Below are 16,698 nucleotides of genomic sequence, written 5' to 3'. Positions count from 1 at the left end.
TTTGGGCATAAAAAAACCTCAATTCATAAGAATTGAGGTTTTAAAGATTCTTCGTTAGAAGAATAAGAAAGGCGGCGACCTACTCTCCCACATAAATGCAGTACCATCGGCGCTATTGGGCTTAACTTCTCTGTTCGAGATGGGAAGAGGTGAGCCCCAATGCTATAACCACCCTAAGATTATCAGTTAAATTACTTTAACTGTATAAGTTGACATATGGTAAAATAATATTGTAAGTTTCAAACAAAAAAAAGAGTGTCTCTCACCGCCTTTCGACGGTGAGAAGCGTACATAAGTCTATGGGTTATTAGTACTACTTGGCTATGACATTACTGCCTTTACACCTATAGCCTATCAACGTGGTAATCTCCCACGACCCTTTAAAGAAATCTCATCTTGTGGTGGGTTTCGCGCTTATATGCTTTCAGCGCTTATCCCTTCCCGACGTAGCTACTCTGCCATGCCACTGGCGTGACAACAGATACACTAGAGGTCAGTCCAACTCGGTCCTCTCGTACTAGAGTCAGATCCACTCAAATTTCTAACGCCCACAGCAGATAGAGACCGAACTGTCTCACGACGTTCTGAACCCAGCTCGCGTGCCACTTTAATGGGCGAACAGCCCAACCCTTGGGACCTTCTCCAGCCCCAGGATGTGACGAGCCGACATCGAGGTGCCAAACCCCCCCGTCGATATGAGCTCTTGGGGGAGATCAGCCTGTTATCCCCGGAGTACCTTTTATCCTTTGAGCGATGGCCCTTCCATGCGGAACCACCGGATCACTATGCTCTTGTTTCCAACCTGATCGACCTGTATGTCTCTCAGTCAAGCACCCTTATGCCATTGCACTCTACGCACGGTTACCAAGCGTGCTGAGGGTACCTTTAGAAGCCTCCGTTACTCTTTTGGAGGCGACCACCCCAGTCAAACTACCCACCAAGCACTGTCCTCATCTCTGAGTTAGACTCTAGATAAGCAAAGGGTGGTATTTCAAGGGTGACTCCACAACGCCTAGCGACGCTGCTTCGATGTCTCCCACCTATCCTACACATTACTTATCCAAAGCCAATACTAAGCTATAGTAAAGGTTCACGGGGTCTTTTCGTCCCGCTGCGGGTAATCGGCATCTTCACCGATACTACAATTTCACCGAGCTCATGGCTGAGACAGTGTCCAGATCGTTGCACCATTCGTGCAGGTCGGAACTTACCCGACAAGGAATTTCGCTACCTTAGGACCGTTATAGTTACGGCCGCCGTTTACTGGGGCTTCATTTCACTGCTTCGCCGAAGCTAACAACTCCACTTAACCTTCCAGCACCGGGCAGGTGTCAGGCCTTATACATCATCTTTCAATTTAGCAAAGCCCTGTGTTTTTGATAAACAGTCGCCTGGACCTTTTCACTGCGGCCCTGCTGTAAAGCAGGGCGACCCTTCTCCCGAAGTTACGGGTCTATTTTGCCTAGTTCCTTAGCCATGAATCTCTCGAGCACCTTAGAATTCTCATCCCAACTACCTGTGTCGGTTTACGGTACGGGTTCTTATAATCTGAAGCTTAGAGGTTTTTCTTGGAAGCCCTTAGGCACACTATCCAATTATCCGAAGACTCTTGGTACTATCACACTTCAGCTAGATCTGCGGATTTACCTACAGTTCCAATACCTACATGTTTCAACGAACTATTCCGTCAGTTCGCGGTGCTTTCATTACTCCGTCACCCCATCGCAATTATAAGAAGTACAGGAATATTAACCTGTTATCCATCGACTACTCCCTTCGGATTCGCCTTAGGACCCGACTAACCCTCAGCTGATTAGCATCGCTGAGGAAACCTTAGTCTTTCGGTGTGCGGGTTTCTCGCCCGCATTATCGTTACTTATGCCTACATTTTCTTTTGTAACCACTCCAGCATGCCTTACAGCACACCTTCTACGCAGGTTACAATGCTCCCCTACCACTTACGTGTCTTTCAACGTAAATCCATAGCTTCGGTAATATGTTTATGCCCGATTATTATCCATGCAAAATCGCTCGACTAGTGAGCTGTTACGCACTCTTTAAATGAATGGCTGCTTCCAAGCCAACATCCTAGCTGTCTAAGCAATTTCACTTCGTTAGTTCAACTTAACATATATTTGGGGACCTTAGCTGATGGTCTGGGTTCTTTCCCTCTCGGACATGGACCTTAGCACCCATGCCCTCACTGCTGAGTAACATTTTATAGCATTCGGAGTTTGTCAGGAATTGGTAGGCGGTGAAGCCCCCGCATCCAATCAGTAGCTCTACCTCTATAAAACTTTCGCTCAACGCTGCACCTAAATGCATTTCGGGGAGTACGAGCTATTTCCGAGTTTGATTGGCCTTTCACCCCTACCCACAGGTCATCCAAAGACTTTTCAACGTCAACTGGTTCGGTCCTCCACTGTATGTTACTACAGCTTCAACCTGCCCATGGGTAGATCACTCGGTTTCGCGTCTACTACTACTAACTAAAGCGCCCTATTCAGACTCGCTTTCGCTACGGCTCCTTGACTTAATCAATTAACCTTGCTAGAAACAGTAACTCGTAGGCTCATTATGCAAAAGGCACGCCGTCACAACACGTAGTTGCTCCGACCGCTTGTAGGCGTACGGTTTCAGGATCTCTTTCACTCCCTTACTTAGGGTTCTTTTCACCTTTCCCTCACGGTACTAGTTCACTATCGGTCTCTCAGGAGTATTTAGCCTTACCGGATGGTCCCGGTGGATTCATACAGGATTACTCGTGTCCCGCACTACTCAGGATACCACTATCAATAACTTTGCTTACTTTTACGGGACTATCACCCTCTTTGGTCTGTCTTTCCAAACAGTTCTAATTTACGCAGCATCGAATATCGTGGTCCTACAACCCCAATATTGCCGTAACAATATTGGTTTGGGCTAATCCGCGTTCGCTCGCCACTACTAACGGAATCACTATTGTTTTCTCTTCCTCCGGTTACTTAGATGTTTCAGTTCACCGGGTTTACCCCTATTGCTAGGTGACATGTCTTCAACATGCCGGGTTGCCCCATTCGGATATCTACGGGTCAAAAGGTATGTGCCCCTCACCGTAGCTTTTCGCAGCTTATCACGTCCTTCGTCGTCTCTGAGAGCCTAGGCATCCGCCATACGCCCTTACTTAACTTATTGTACTTTTTGCTGTAGTATTTCTACTACAACGAGCTCTTTATATTTTTATATAAATTTACCTAGAATATTGCTATTCTAAATGTTCTCTATCTATTTGATTCTTACGATATCATTTTACCAATATGTCAATGAACTTTATTAATTACGAATGACTAATTATTAATTATGAATTAAATAATTCATAATTTGTAATTCTCAATTCATAATTGAATTGTGGAGAATATCGGAGTCGAACCGATGACCTCTTGCGTGCAAGGCAAGCGCTCTAGCCAACTGAGCTAATCCCCCATTTTTAGTTATGAGTGATTAGTTGTTAGTTATTAGTGGGTGTATAATTTAATTCAAAATTAAACACTAAACACTTACAACTAAATTCCTCAACTTCTAGAATTTCCTTAATATTAAGTTATTTGTAGTCCCGGGCAGACTCGAACTGCCGACCTCTACATTATCAGTGTAGCGCTCTAACCAGCTGAGCTACGAGACTATAATAGCTTAATACTTGTTTTTTAAAATTAACAGCAAAGAGTAAAACTTCCTTTTGTAACTCACCATCTTTCTCTAGAAAGGAGGTGTTCCAGCCGCACCTTCCGGTACGGCTACCTTGTTACGACTTAGCCCTAGTTACCAGTTTTACCCTAGGCGGCTCCTTGCGGTGACCGACTTCAGGCACTCCCAGCTTCCATGGCTTGACGGGCGGTGTGTACAAGGCCCGGGAACGTATTCACCGGATCATGGCTGATATCCGATTACTAGCGATTCCAGCTTCACGGAGTCGAGTTGCAGACTCCGATCCGAACTGTGATATGGTTTATAGATTTGCTCTCTGTTGCCAGATGGCTGCTCATTGTCCATACCATTGTAGCACGTGTGTGGCCCAGGACGTAAGGGCCGTGATGATTTGACGTCATCCCCACCTTCCTCTCTACTTGCGTAGGCAGTCTCGTTAGAGTCCCCATCTTTACATGCTGGCAACTAACGACAGGGGTTGCGCTCGTTATAGGACTTAACCTGACACCTCACGGCACGAGCTGACGACAACCATGCAGCACCTTGTAATCTGTCCGAAGAAAACTCTATCTCTAAAGCTGTCAGACTACATTTAAGCCCTGGTAAGGTTCCTCGCGTATCATCGAATTAAACCACATGCTCCACCGCTTGTGCGGGCCCCCGTCAATTCCTTTGAGTTTCAGTCTTGCGACCGTACTCCCCAGGTGGGATACTTATCACTTTCGCTTAGTCACTGAGCTAATGCCCAACAACTAGTATCCATCGTTTACGGCGTGGACTACCAGGGTATCTAATCCTGTTCGCTCCCCACGCTTTCGTCCATGAGCGTCAGTACATACGTAGTAGACTGCCTTCGCAATCGGTATTCTGTGTAATATCTATGCATTTCACCGCTACACTACACATTCTATCTACTTCCATATGACTCAAGTCAACCAGTATCAAAGGCAGTTCCATAGTTGAGCTATGGGATTTCACCTCTGACTTAATTGACCGCCTGCGGACCCTTTAAACCCAATGATTCCGGATAACGCTCGGACCCTCCGTATTACCGCGGCTGCTGGCACGGAGTTAGCCGGTCCTTATTCTTACAGTACCGTCAAGCTGGTATACATACCAGTGTTTCTTCCTGTATAAAAGCAGTTTACAACCCATAGGGCCGTCTTCCTGCACGCGGCATGGCTGGGTCAGAGTTGCCTCCATTGCCCAATATTCCTCACTGCTGCCTCCCGTAGGAGTCTGGTCCGTGTCTCAGTACCAGTGTGGGGGATCTCCCTCTCAGGACCCCTACCTATCGTTGCCATGGTAAGCCGTTACCTTACCATCCAGCTAATAGGACGCATAGCCATCTTTTACCGATAAATCTTTAATTAAAACTTGATGCCAAGTCTCAATACTATAAGGTATTAATCTTCATTTCTAAAGGCTATCCCTCTGTAAAAGGTAGGTTCTATACGCGTTACGCACCCGTGCGCCGGTCGTCAGCGGAGCAAGCTCCCTGTTACCCCTCGACTTGCATGTGTTAAGCCTGCCGCTAGCGTTCATCCTGAGCCAGGATCAAACTCTTCATTGTATATTTTTATAATATGAATGAATAAGTTTCAAAAGAATTTAACTTAATTAAAAGTTATGGTTATTCTACTCTTTGTTTACGCTGTCAATTTCAATATTTTCAATGAACTTTTAAGATAATAAACTAATGCTTTTAAAACAATCGTTGTAAATCTTAACTTGTAGAAATGATAGAATTGAACTATCTGACTCCTTAAAATTAAATCGCTTTAATTTGTTATGAATCATTCCAAAATCTCTCTGAACTTTTTTGCTGTATTTCTTAGCGGCTGCAAATATATAAACTATTTCTAATCTCACAATAAAAAAAGAAATTATTTTTTTTATTTATTTTAAACCTACCAAACAATGAACTTTTCTTGCCGAATTTTCGGACTGCAAAGATACCACTTGTTTAATTCATCAACCTAATAAAAATGAAGTTATTTTTGAAGAAAAATTAAATAACTTTCTCTAAATAATAAGCCTCTCTTTACGAATTGATAACACTAAAAAAACCAACACCTCAATGAACTTTACTAACTACATATCCTGTTAGCGGGTGCAAATATACTCCACCTTTTTAATCCCACAACTCTTTTCTAAACTTATTTCTGAAATACTTTTAACACCTCTTTTAACACACTCTAAATACGTCCGTTATAACTATAAATAAAAATGCCGTTTTTGTTTATAGTTTGAACATAACCCAAATAAGAGACTAATGCTCTTTAAAAGCAGCTATAGAAAATGACAAAATAGTAACTCTTCTAATATTAAAATCCGTGTTAAGGAGTGAAATTGCTCGAATAAACATTCATATTCTTTACCGGTTAGATGAAATAAACCACAAAATCAATGAAAAAAGTTGCATTTTTTTCTATCCTTATATTTATTACCTGATCAAAAGAAAAAAAAGAATACTATTGTTTCTTCTTTTTACGGGATTGCTTCTTTTTAATCTTTGCGAACATCTTCTTATACTCTTCCACATCGATATAAACGCGCTGACCTGAAATGAGCTTCTTAAAGTCTTCAGGCAACTTGGATTTCTGAAAGACCAACTTATCTAACTGAAAAGCACGTTGCAAAACATCCTCAATTAAAAAATCTTCGTTATTTGAATCCGGATGATACTCCTCCTTTAATGAAAGTTTAAAAACATTCGCAGTCGTATTGTACCAAAACGCTTTCCAGCCACTTCGTAAGCCCCGTATATTATTAAAAGCCGTTTTGCCCGTTTGACGGTGAATTAACTTAATTAAAATTCTTCCTTCTGTGTTTGTCAGCTTTTTAATTTGACCTGTAAACTCTACTTCTATATACTTCTGAATTTGACGTGTATATTTTTTTCGTTTACGTTTAGACTTTATTCTATCTAGCCTAGCATTTAAAGAATCTAATCTTTGTGATGCTAATTTTGCAAATGGATAAACCTTATATACTTTTCTACGAAACCAATAATAATAACGAATGTCTATCTGAGATTTAAATTTATGTTTTGGTAAAATAGAAAACTCATTTAATTCTACTAGTAATGTATCTCCTGGTTTAACAAAAACGTATTCTTCTATAGATTTTGGCAAAGAATCTACTTCTCTTTTTTGCGAAAAAAGAGCAAAAGAGCTTACTATTATATATATGTAAAGTAATTTTTTCAAGTTATTTAATATTTTACCACATAGAAATACAGACTACATCATTTTTTTGAGCTGCAAAAAAGAGACCAAACTTTTATTAATTTGAAATCTTATCTATAAAATCTTGCTCAGAAATAATTGAAATCCCTAAATCTTCTGCTTTTGACAACTTACTTGGTCCCATATTATCTCCTGCAACAATAAAATTTGTCTTTTTAGAAATGGATGAACTTACTTTCCCCCCATTATCTTCTATTGCTTTTTTGAGTTCATTTCTACTCATTTGATGAAAAACACCTGAAACCACAAATATTTGTCCTTCTAATTTGTTCGTTTGATTTTCTAAACTTTCTGCAGAAACTTCTAATTGAACTCCGTAAGATTTTAATCGGGTTATTAACTGTATGTTTCCTAAGTTATGTGAGAAATCAATGATACTTTGTGCTATTCTTTCTCCAATTTCATCAACATTTATTAATTCATCAAAAGTTGCAGTCATTAAACTATCTATTGATTTAAAGTGTTTTGCTAATTTTTTAGCTACAGTTTCTCCAACAAAACGAATTCCTAATGCAAATAAGACTTTTTCAAACGGAATTTCTTTTGATTTTTCAATTCCAATAATCATATTTTCTGCTGATTTTTCAGCCATTCTTTCTAACGGAATTACTTGATCAACTTTTAAATCATATAAATCTGCATAATTTTCTATTAAACCTTCTTTACGAAGTAAATCTACAGTTTCACCACCCAAACCATCAATGTCCATTGCTTTTCTACTGATGAAATGTTGAATTCTACCTGTAATTTGTGGCGCGCATCCAAACTCATTTGGACAGTAATGTTTTGCATCTCCTTCTGTTCGTATCAGTTCTGAATTACATTCTGGGCAATGCGTTGCATATTTTGTTGGTTCTGAACCTACTGGACGTTTTGTAAAATCTACTGCAATAATTTTTGGAATAATCTCTCCTCCTTTTTCAACAAAAACGGTATCTCTTACTCTAATATCTAATTTTTCTATTTGATCTGCATTATGCAAAGAAGCTCGTTTTACAATAGTTCCTGCTAATTGAACGGGTTCTAGATTTGCAACTGGAGTAATTGCGCCAGTTCTACCAACTTGATATGTAATTTCATGTAAAATTGTTGAAACTTGCTCAGCTTTAAATTTATATGCAATTGCCCAACGAGGAGATTTAGCTGTATACCCCAGCTCTTCTTGTTGTTGCAAATTATTCACTTTTACTACAACACCATCTGTTTCATAAGGTAAATGATGACGTTTTTTATCCCAAGAAGTTATAAACTCAAAAACATCATCAATTGTTTTTGTAATTTGAAGCGTTTCTGGCACTTTAAATCCAACTTTTCTAGCATTTTCTAAACTCTCAAAATGTGTTTTATATTTTCTACTATCTGTAACCAAGTGATATAATAAACAATCTAAAGGACGTTTTGCAACTTCTGAACTGTCTTGTAACTTTAAACTTCCACTGGCTGTATTTCTTGGGTTTTTATAAGGTTCTTCACCAATATCAATACGTTCTTCGTTCATTTTATTAAACCCTTCTAGAGGCAAAATAATTTCTCCACGAATTTCAAAATCGGCAATGAATTCTCCACTAAGCGTTAAAGGTATTGAACGAATTGTTTTAATGTTTGCAGTTACATCATCGCCTTGAAAACCATCTCCTCTAGTTACTGCTTTTACAAATTGATTATTTTCATACGTAAGATTTATAGAAGCTCCATCAAATTTTAGTTCGCAAGTATATGCTACATCTTCTGTTCCTAACATTTTTTGAATACGTTTTTCCCAATCTAACAAATCTTCTTTAGAATATGAATTACTTAAAGAATACATTCTATTTTTATGAGTAACCGTTTTAAAATTCTTGGTAATTTCTCCTCCTACTCTTTGAGTTGGCGAATTTGAATCGAAAAATTCAGGATTTTCTTCCTCTAATTTTTCTAATTCTTTTAGTATTATATCAAAGTCAAAATCAGAAATTGTTGCATTATCTAACACATAGTAATTATGATTATGCTGACGCAATTCTTCTCGAAGCGCTTGTATTTTTTGATGGATTGTCATTAACTCTTAAAATATATGTTTACTTATTTAGTTTTTGTACCTTTTAATACACTTACTCCTTTTGGAAATGGATTTCCAGAAGAACGTCTAAAGGAAACTACTTGACCAACATGCCAAATTGCATCTGCAATAGGACCATTTATTACATTCCAAAAAGGAAGCTCAGTATCCCCAAAAACCATTTTATACTGAGAAATATCTTTACTTTCTTTTAAAATCTTACTTGCTTGTTGTAAATTCTCTAATGTTTTTTTTCTTTTTTCTGCAAAAGTCATTTTTGGCTGTTTATCACCATTTACTTTTTTTAATGTAGCATTTAAGATTACTTGTGATAAGCCTAAAATATGATCTATAGTTTCTTCTGTAGTTCTTGCTTCATCATTTGGCTTAAAAGACAAATCTTTTTCTGTTAAACCCTCTGTTGCCCAATAATATCTGAAACCTAAACCATCTATCATTCTACTTGCTGTTGTTCCTGGTGTAAACTCTTTTGGAACTTCGGAAATTTCATAATAGGGTAAGCTTTCTTGGGATGTCATTATAGATGTAAATAAAGTAAATATAAAAACTAAACTATTTTTCATTTTGATAAAATCTGAATAAGCCCAAAAATAAAACATTAAAAACAAATATCAATATAAAATGTAGTGTATAAGATAAGCAGAAGCCTTGTGTAACATAAGTTACATATATAATTTTCATGATATTTATCATAATTAAGAATTGTATTCTAGGCTAAATTTGCATCATAAATATTATAATTATGAAAAACTTAGTCATTTTAGGAGCTGGAACAGCTGGAACAATGATGGCAAATCATTTAGTATCTAAACTTAAAAAAGATACTTGGAAGATTACTATTATTGACCAATACAAAACACATTATTATCAACCAGGTTTTTTATTTCTACCATTTGATATTTATAATGAAGAGCAAGTAAAAAAGGTTGGTAAAAAATTCATTCCTAAAGGGGTACATTATATTCAGAAAAAAATTGAACAAATTTTTCCAAATGAAAACAAAGTAGAGCTAGAAGATGAAACCTTGCAATATGATATTTTAATTGTAGCTACAGGTTGTAAAATTGCTCCTCAGGAAACGGAAGGAATGAAAGGTAAAAATTGGCATAAAAATGTATTTGATTTTTACACATATAAAGGGGCTTTGGCTTTAAGAAATAAATTAAGAGATTGGAAAGGTGGTAAAATGATTGTGCATTTTACAGAAATGCCAATTAAATGTCCCGTAGCTCCCTTAGAGTTTGTTTTTTTAGCGGATTCTTATTTTACTAAAAAAGGAATGAGAGATAAAGTTGACTTAACCTATGTTACCCCACTTGGAGGAGCATTCACAAAACCAAAAGCTACCGCTGCACTAGGTCATTTAATGAAAGAAAAAAACATTAAAGTTATCACTGATTTTAATATTGAAAAAGTTGATAATGATAAAAACCAAATTATTGATTACGGAGACAAAGCTGTTGACTTTGATTTATTAGTTACTGTACCAACAAATATGGGAGATGAAGTAATTGAACGTTCTGGTATGGGAGACGATTTAAATTTTGTACCAACACACCATAATACGCTTCAATCTTTAGAACATGAAAATGTATTTGTAATTGGTGATGCCACTAACGTACCAGCATCTAAAGCAGGTTCTGTTGCTCATTTTGCATCAGAAACTTTAACAGACAACATTTTATTATATATAGATGGTAAACCTTTAAAAGAAGAATTTGATGGTCATGCCAACTGTTTTATAGAAACTGGGAATAACAAAGCGCTTTTAATTGATTTCAATTATGAGTTCGAACCTTTAGAAGGAACATTTCCTATTGCCGGTATTGGCCCTCTAAAACTTTTAAAAGAAAGTATACTTAATCATTGGGGGAAATTAGCTTTTAGGTGGATTTATTGGAATATGCTTTTAAAAGGAATTCCAATACCACTGGTAAGTAGAAATATGAGTACAAAAGGAAAAAAGATAAATTAAACACTACTAAATTAATAATATTATGGAACAAGTATTAGCAGGAATTAAGATCATTGTATCTGATGACGGATATTTAAGTGATTTTTCACAATGGAATAAAGGAATTGGGTCAGAATTAGCTAAAAAAGAAGGTATTGAAATGACAAGCCGTCATTGGGAAGTTATTAGTTGGATTCAAGAACAAGTAAAAGCAGGAAAAGCATTATCTGTTAGAGGAATTAAAAAAAGTGGCGTACTTGATATCAAAGAGTTTTATGCTCTTTTCCCTGGAGGACCTTTAAAATTATCAACAAAAATAGCTGGTGTACCAAAACCAAAAAGCTGTATTTAATCTAAAAAAATAGTATCATGGGAAAAACAAAAGTTAGAAAAATGCTTTTCATTTTATCTAAAGCAACGATAGAAAATGTGTATGCTGCTTTTATTATGGCAAATGGAGCAAGAATGGAAGGTATTGAGTCAGAAATATTTTTTACTTTCTTTGGATTAGAAGCAATTCAGAAGAAAAAATTAGAACATTTACATGTAGCAACTGTTGGTAACCCTGCAATGCACATACCAACAATGTTAGGAGGTTTACCAGGAATGGAAGCTTTTGCTACAAAAATGATGAAAAAAGAAATGGAGAAATTAGACATGCCTCCTATTGGTGAGTTCTTAGAAATTTTATCAGATTCTGGATGTAAACTTTGGGCTTGTAAATTAGCTGTTGAAATGTTTCATTTAGAAGAAAAAGACTTGATTGATGATTTAGATGGAATTTTAACAATTGGAGATTTTTACAATAGAGCAGATGAAGATAATACTCATTTACTTTTTATCTAAAATTTAAGACGAACATCAAAATAAATAGAAAAACCGTGTATTACTTGTATTAGTTATTGTGAAAACGTATATTAATATTTCACAAAAAATCATTTTTTAAAGATGAAATACGCAATAAAAATACATAAAATTTCTACAGTTGATGAACTTTCTGACGCCTGGAATATTGAAGATTATAAAGAACTTTTAAAAAGATTTTATTTCCCGAATGATGAAAGCACAGATGGTAATGAATTACGAGAATTGTTGTTCATGGCAATTGCAGATTTTGAAACGAATGAAGCTGCAAGTATCGTTTTAGATTATAAATTATCTGAGGACTTAAATGAAGGTCAGATTGATTCTCTTTCTTATGAAATGTTGGTGGATAAGATTTCTGAAGAATATCCGGAAATTCATTTGCACAAAACGCTTTTTAATGTAAATCAGTTATTATATAAGGCATATAATGGTAAATTTCCTAATACAAAAGCCACGGTGGTAGATTTTGAAATTACGGCTTTAGGAAATGCTGATAAAAAAATTACTAAAGAAATTGCATTAAAATGTTTAACAAAAAATTTAGACAGTCATAATATTGCTATTCGTTTGTTTGGAAATCAATTAAATGCAGAAGAAGAATTTAACGAAGCAAATGACATAATTTGGGATTTACAGCAAAAAGAGGCTAATTACAGCATGATAACTTCAGAATATTGGATGAGTAAAGATGAGTTTTTATCAGATGAATTTGAAGCAGAAATAGCATTTTTTGAAGAAGAATAAGATTAAAGCTTGATGTTCTCTATAAATTGGCAAACTAGCTTAGCCCTGATTGAAGCATTTGTTTGAGCTCTTTTTGAGATGCTGAACCAAATTCAGCAGAACAAAAAAGCGAGTGCGAAAAGCAGGAAATAGCTTCAAAAATAAAACCCGAAACAAATTTGTTTCGGGTTTCTACATTCAATTTTTATTGAATGAATTTGCACTGTGGGGGACTCTAATAATATGTAAATCTTCTAACTTTTGCTATGTGTTTTGCCAAACGCATTACTTGGTGCGAATAGCCGTATTCATTATCATACCAGATATAAATCACTACTGAATCTCCATCTGTAATTGTTGCTTTACTATCAAAAATTGAAGGCGCAGTTGAGCCAATAATATCTGAAGAAACCAACTCATTATCTAAAGAATATTTAATTTGCTCTACTAAATCTCCTTCTAACGCGTATTTTTTTATAATTGCATTTACAACATCTGTAGTTACGGGTCTTCTTAATTGTAAACTTAAAATTGCTAAAGAACCATTAGGAACAGGAACTCTAATTGCATTTGAAGTTAATTTACCTTCTAATGATGGCAATGCTTTTGCAACTGCCTTTCCTGCGCCAGTTTCTGTAATTACCATATTTAAAGCTGCAGCTCTTCCTCTTCTGTATTTACTGTGCATATTGTCTACCAAATTTTGGTCATTTGTATATGCATGAATCGTTTCTAAATGTCCTTTTTTAATTCCGAAATTATCTTCTAAAACTTTTAAAATAGGTGTAATTGCATTTGTTGTACAAGAAGCTGCTGAAAAAATATCTACTTTATCTGGACTGTGTTGTATATGATTTACGCCATGAACAATATTTGGAACTCCTTTTCCTGGTGCAGTTAATAAAACTTTACTTGCGCCTTTTGCAACTAAATGTCTTTTTAAAGCAACATCATCTCTAAAAGCGCCAGTATTATCTATAATTAAAGCGTTATTTATTCCGTATTTTGTATAATCTATATCTTCTGGTTGATTAGCAGAAATCATATAAACTGTTGTTCCGTTTATAATTAAGGCATCATTTTCTGCATCTACTTGAACAGTTCCTAGAAAATCTCCATGAACAGAATCGATACTTAATAAAGAAGCTCTTTTTTCTAAAACAGTTTCATTAATTTCTCCACGAGTTACAATTGCTCTTAATCGTAATTGAGAACCTTTACCCATTTTACACATTAATTCTCTTGCTAATAAACGCCCAATTCTCCCAAAACCATATAAAACAACATCTTTTGGTTCAATATTTATAGCTTTTGTAGCGCCTTTTAACTTGTCTTTTACAAATGCAACTTTATCAACGCATTTTTTAGGGTTTAAGTGACATTCATAAGCCAACTTACCTATATCTAATTTTGATGATGGTAATTCTAATTGCTGAATTGCTTTTGCAATAGCCAAAGCATCATGAATTGAGATTGGTTTACTCACAAATTCTCTAGCGTATTCTATTAAATTTAAAACCTCACTAGCTCTTTTATCTACTAATGGATTTCTAAACAAGACAAGTTCTATGGATTTATCATACCATAAATCGTTTACAATATTGATAAACTCTACAGTAGCCCTTCTTGTATCTGTTTGTAATAAAACTTCTTTGTTATAATTTACTAATGTCTTCATAGTTGTGTTGAACTAAAAATTAATTTCGCGCAAAAGTATTTCATTTTTTCTTAATACGAAATCGATTTCGTAAAGTTTTCGTAAATAAAAAAATCCTGACTTATAAATCAGGATTTTAAATTTAAAACGAATCTGTAATTTTATCTAAAAGCATAACGCTCTCTTTCTCCTTCTAAATTAATTACCTCAATATAAACAGGGGTTCCATTTGTATTAGAAGTATCCAAAATTTTTGCGGCTTCTGAGGCATTAGAAACTACTTTTTTATTGATTTCAATAATAATATAACCTTCTTTTACACCATAATAATCTAAGCTTTTATTGGCATTTCTTACAATTTTTGCTCCTCCTTTTAAATTATAAGTATTTCGCTCTTTTTTTGTAAGGTCTTTTAAAATAATATTAAAACTTCTTGAGACAAAAGTATCTTTTTTACTTAGTTCAACTTTTTTAGTCATAAATTCTCCATCTCTTATAACCGTAATATCTACAAATTCTCCTGGTCTTTTTGCTGTTAATTGGCCTCGAAGTTCAGAAAATTTAGAGATTTTTACGTTATTCACTTTCGTTATAATATCTCCAGATTTTAATCCAGATTTTTCTGCTCCACTTCCTTCAGATAAACCCCCAATTTTAACACCTTCTATATCTGCATCAGAAGAATCAATATTAATTCCTAAAACAGCTTCTTGTACAGCTCCAAACTCTAATAAATCATCAATAACTTTTTTAGCAATGTTAGACGGAACTGCAAAAGAATACCCAATAAAGGAACCTGTTTTAGACGTAATTGCAGTATTAATTCCAACCAATTCTCCTCTTGTATTTACTAAAGCTCCACCACTATTTCCAGGATTTACAGCTGCATCTGTCTGAATAAAAGAATCAATTGCAGAATTACCTTCTAAATCTCTTCCCTTTGCACTCACAATACCAGCTGTAACGGTAGATGTTAAATTATACGGATTACCAACTGCTAACACCCATTCTCCTACTTTAATATTGTCTGAGTTTGCAAAAGGAATATAAGGTAAATCCAACTCTGCATTAATTTTTAATAATGCAATGTCATTCTCTTTATCGGTACCAATTAATTCAGCCTTGTATTTTTTCTTATTATTTAAAGTAATTTCAATGTCACTTGCACTATCAATAACATGGTTATTTGTAACAATATATCCATCAGAAGAAATAATTACACCACTACCTGTGCCAATTTGCTTGTATTCTCTACCATTATTATTATTTCCAAAGAACAGATCTAACGGATTTACTTGTGTTTTAATTGCTGTATTTTTAACGTGAACAACAGCATGAACAGATTTTTCTGCAGCTACAGTAAAATCTGTAGAAATAGCATTTGTAACAGCTGTATTTAAAGTAGACTTATAATTTGCTTGAACAGTTTGCATCGGCTGCTCAATAGTTCTTTCTATAATTACTTGCTCATTAAATAACATTTTATAACCACCTAAAGTTAGTGCTCCTCCTAGAATTGCGATTCCCAAAAAACTAAAAAATTTCTTCATATTGTTATCTTTTTTTGTATTAATCAAATATACAATTTTAACAATTTCAAGAAATCTGTTTAACTTGTTTTTAACGCTTTTTAACCGTGTTTTAACATCCTATTTTTAGTGCCTAAATGATTATATTTGTGCCAATGAATATAGAATTTTACAAATATCAAGGAACAGGAAATGATTTTGTTATGATAGATAACAGAGCAAAAAAATTTCCAAAGGAGAACATTAATGTTATTTCACATGTATGTAACAGACATTTTGGAATTGGCGCAGATGGCATTATTTTAATTGAAAATGATGATAATTTCGATTTTAAAATGATTTACTTTAATGCTGATGGGACTCAGACTTTTTGTGGCAACGGAGGAAGATGTGCAGTGGCTTTTGCAAAACATTTAGAAATTATTAATTCTGAAACAAAGTTTATTGCTGTTGATGGAGCACATTTGGCTGAAATTGAAAATGGAATTGTTTCTTTAAAAATGATAGATGTTGATAAAGTAGAAGTTTATGAAAACCATGTTTTTGCATATACAGGAACACAACATCATGTTGAACTGGTTGCTAATTTAGATAATTTCCCTGTTTTTGAAAAAGGAAAGGAAATTAGATCTTCTTACAAAAACCCTGGCAGTAATGTAAATTTTGTTGAACAAAAAGATGCGACTACTTTTAGAGTTAGAACTTATGAAAAAGGTGTTGAAGATGAGACTTTAGCTTGTGGAACAGGAGCAACAGCAGTTGCCATTGCAATGCATAAAACAGGAAAAACAAAAAACAATATCATACAATTACCTGTTGAAGGTGGAAATTTAGAGGTTTCATTCACTGAAGAAAATGGAGTTTATACAAATGTATTTTTAAAAGGACCCGCAGCATTTGTTTTTAAAGGAAATATTACTGTGTAAATAGTATTGACCAAATAGAATCACCGTTTACCTAGAAAAAAATCTTTT

10 protein-coding genes, 2 tRNA genes and 3 rRNA genes are annotated in these 16,698 nt (G+C 35.1%); 5 read left to right on the top strand and 10 right to left on the bottom strand.

Annotated elements, in window-relative coordinates:
• Positions 1-66: 66 nt before the first annotated feature.
• The 8 genes from rrf to BTO04_RS15070 form a co-directional block, all read right to left on the bottom strand.
• A 5S ribosomal RNA gene (gene rrf / locus BTO04_RS15105) occupies positions 67-176 on the bottom strand.
• 111 nt (positions 177-287) lie between these two features.
• Positions 288-3,174 (bottom strand): 23S ribosomal RNA (locus BTO04_RS15100).
• A gap of 214 nt (positions 3,175-3,388) precedes the next feature.
• Positions 3,389-3,462 (bottom strand) — tRNA-Ala (locus tag BTO04_RS15095).
• 125 nt (positions 3,463-3,587) lie between these two features.
• Positions 3,588-3,661: transfer RNA gene (locus BTO04_RS15090), tRNA-Ile, on the bottom strand.
• 78 nt (positions 3,662-3,739) lie between these two features.
• Positions 3,740-5,257, bottom strand: a 16S ribosomal RNA gene (locus BTO04_RS15085).
• Together the 16S, 23S and 5S rRNA genes with 2 tRNA genes alongside form the textbook arrangement of a ribosomal RNA operon.
• Before the next feature lie 901 nt (positions 5,258-6,158).
• Positions 6,159-6,896 carry a DUF4294 domain-containing protein gene (locus tag BTO04_RS15080; protein ID WP_087565278.1) on the bottom strand — a complete coding sequence of 246 codons (738 nt, stop codon included), beginning with the start codon at positions 6,894-6,896 and terminating at the stop codon, positions 6,159-6,161.
• Positions 6,897-6,972: 76 nt separating this feature from the next.
• Positions 6,973-8,973, bottom strand: a complete 2,001-nt coding sequence (gene ligA / locus BTO04_RS15075; protein WP_087565277.1) for an NAD-dependent DNA ligase LigA — start codon at positions 8,971-8,973, stop codon at positions 6,973-6,975.
• 23 nt (positions 8,974-8,996) lie between these two features.
• Positions 8,997-9,557, bottom strand: a complete 561-nt coding sequence (locus tag BTO04_RS15070) for a hypothetical protein (protein WP_087565447.1) — start codon at positions 9,555-9,557, stop codon at positions 8,997-8,999.
• A 179-nt stretch (positions 9,558-9,736) separates the two neighbouring features.
• Between BTO04_RS15070 and BTO04_RS15065 the strand changes: the two genes are divergently transcribed.
• From BTO04_RS15065 to BTO04_RS15050, 4 genes are all read left to right on the top strand, one after another.
• Positions 9,737-10,969 carry an NAD(P)/FAD-dependent oxidoreductase gene (locus tag BTO04_RS15065; protein ID WP_087565276.1) on the top strand — a complete coding sequence of 411 codons (1,233 nt, stop codon included), beginning with the start codon at positions 9,737-9,739 and terminating at the stop codon, positions 10,967-10,969.
• Between the two features lie 22 nt (positions 10,970-10,991).
• The gene (locus tag BTO04_RS15060; protein ID WP_087565275.1) at positions 10,992-11,300 is read left to right on the top strand and encodes a TusE/DsrC/DsvC family sulfur relay protein; all 309 of its coding nucleotides are present in this window, start codon (positions 10,992-10,994) and stop codon (positions 11,298-11,300) included.
• 17 nt (positions 11,301-11,317) lie between these two features.
• On the top strand, positions 11,318-11,794 hold the full coding sequence (locus tag BTO04_RS15055) for a DsrE/DsrF/DrsH-like family protein (RefSeq protein WP_087565274.1): 477 nt from the start codon (positions 11,318-11,320) through the stop codon (positions 11,792-11,794).
• 102 nt (positions 11,795-11,896) lie between these two features.
• Positions 11,897-12,559 carry a hypothetical protein gene (locus tag BTO04_RS15050; RefSeq protein WP_087565273.1) on the top strand — a complete coding sequence of 221 codons (663 nt, stop codon included), beginning with the start codon at positions 11,897-11,899 and terminating at the stop codon, positions 12,557-12,559.
• A 214-nt stretch (positions 12,560-12,773) separates the two neighbouring features.
• Here the strand turns inward: BTO04_RS15050 and BTO04_RS15045 are convergent, their stop codons facing one another.
• Entirely contained in the window at positions 12,774-14,216 is a 1,443-nt protein-coding gene (locus BTO04_RS15045; protein WP_087565272.1) for a glyceraldehyde-3-phosphate dehydrogenase, read from the bottom strand.
• Positions 14,217-14,356: 140 nt separating this feature from the next.
• Positions 14,357-15,745 carry a trypsin-like peptidase domain-containing protein gene (locus BTO04_RS15040; protein ID WP_087565271.1) on the bottom strand — a complete coding sequence of 463 codons (1,389 nt, stop codon included), beginning with the start codon at positions 15,743-15,745 and terminating at the stop codon, positions 14,357-14,359.
• Between the two features lie 134 nt (positions 15,746-15,879).
• Here BTO04_RS15040 and dapF point away from each other — a divergent pair, with 134 nt between their 5' ends.
• Entirely contained in the window at positions 15,880-16,650 is a 771-nt protein-coding gene (dapF, locus tag BTO04_RS15035; RefSeq protein ID WP_087565270.1) for a diaminopimelate epimerase, read from the top strand.
• Positions 16,651-16,698 lie beyond the last annotated feature (48 nt).

This window comes from Polaribacter sp. SA4-10 (assembly GCF_002163835.1).
Classification (GTDB): domain Bacteria; phylum Bacteroidota; class Bacteroidia; order Flavobacteriales; family Flavobacteriaceae; genus Polaribacter.
This window is presented reverse-complemented; position numbering and strand designations above follow the sequence as displayed.

Excerpts from the sequence above, each read along its gene's own strand:
- ligA (WP_087565277.1), bottom strand. The coding sequence starts at position 8,973 with ATGACAATCCATCAAAAAATACAAGCGCTTCGAGAAGAATTGCGTCAG.
- BTO04_RS15070 (WP_087565447.1), bottom strand. The coding sequence starts at position 9,557 with ATGAAAAATAGTTTAGTTTTTATATTTACTTTATTTACATCTATAATG.
- BTO04_RS15065 (WP_087565276.1), top strand. The coding sequence starts at position 9,737 with ATGAAAAACTTAGTCATTTTAGGAGCTGGAACAGCTGGAACAATGATG.
- BTO04_RS15060 (WP_087565275.1), top strand. The coding sequence starts at position 10,992 with ATGGAACAAGTATTAGCAGGAATTAAGATCATTGTATCTGATGACGGA.
- BTO04_RS15055 (WP_087565274.1), top strand. The coding sequence starts at position 11,318 with ATGGGAAAAACAAAAGTTAGAAAAATGCTTTTCATTTTATCTAAAGCA.
- BTO04_RS15050 (WP_087565273.1), top strand. The coding sequence starts at position 11,897 with ATGAAATACGCAATAAAAATACATAAAATTTCTACAGTTGATGAACTT.
- BTO04_RS15045 (WP_087565272.1), bottom strand. The coding sequence starts at position 14,216 with ATGAAGACATTAGTAAATTATAACAAAGAAGTTTTATTACAAACAGAT.
- BTO04_RS15040 (WP_087565271.1), bottom strand. The coding sequence starts at position 15,745 with ATGAAGAAATTTTTTAGTTTTTTGGGAATCGCAATTCTAGGAGGAGCA.
- dapF (WP_087565270.1), top strand. The coding sequence starts at position 15,880 with ATGAATATAGAATTTTACAAATATCAAGGAACAGGAAATGATTTTGTT.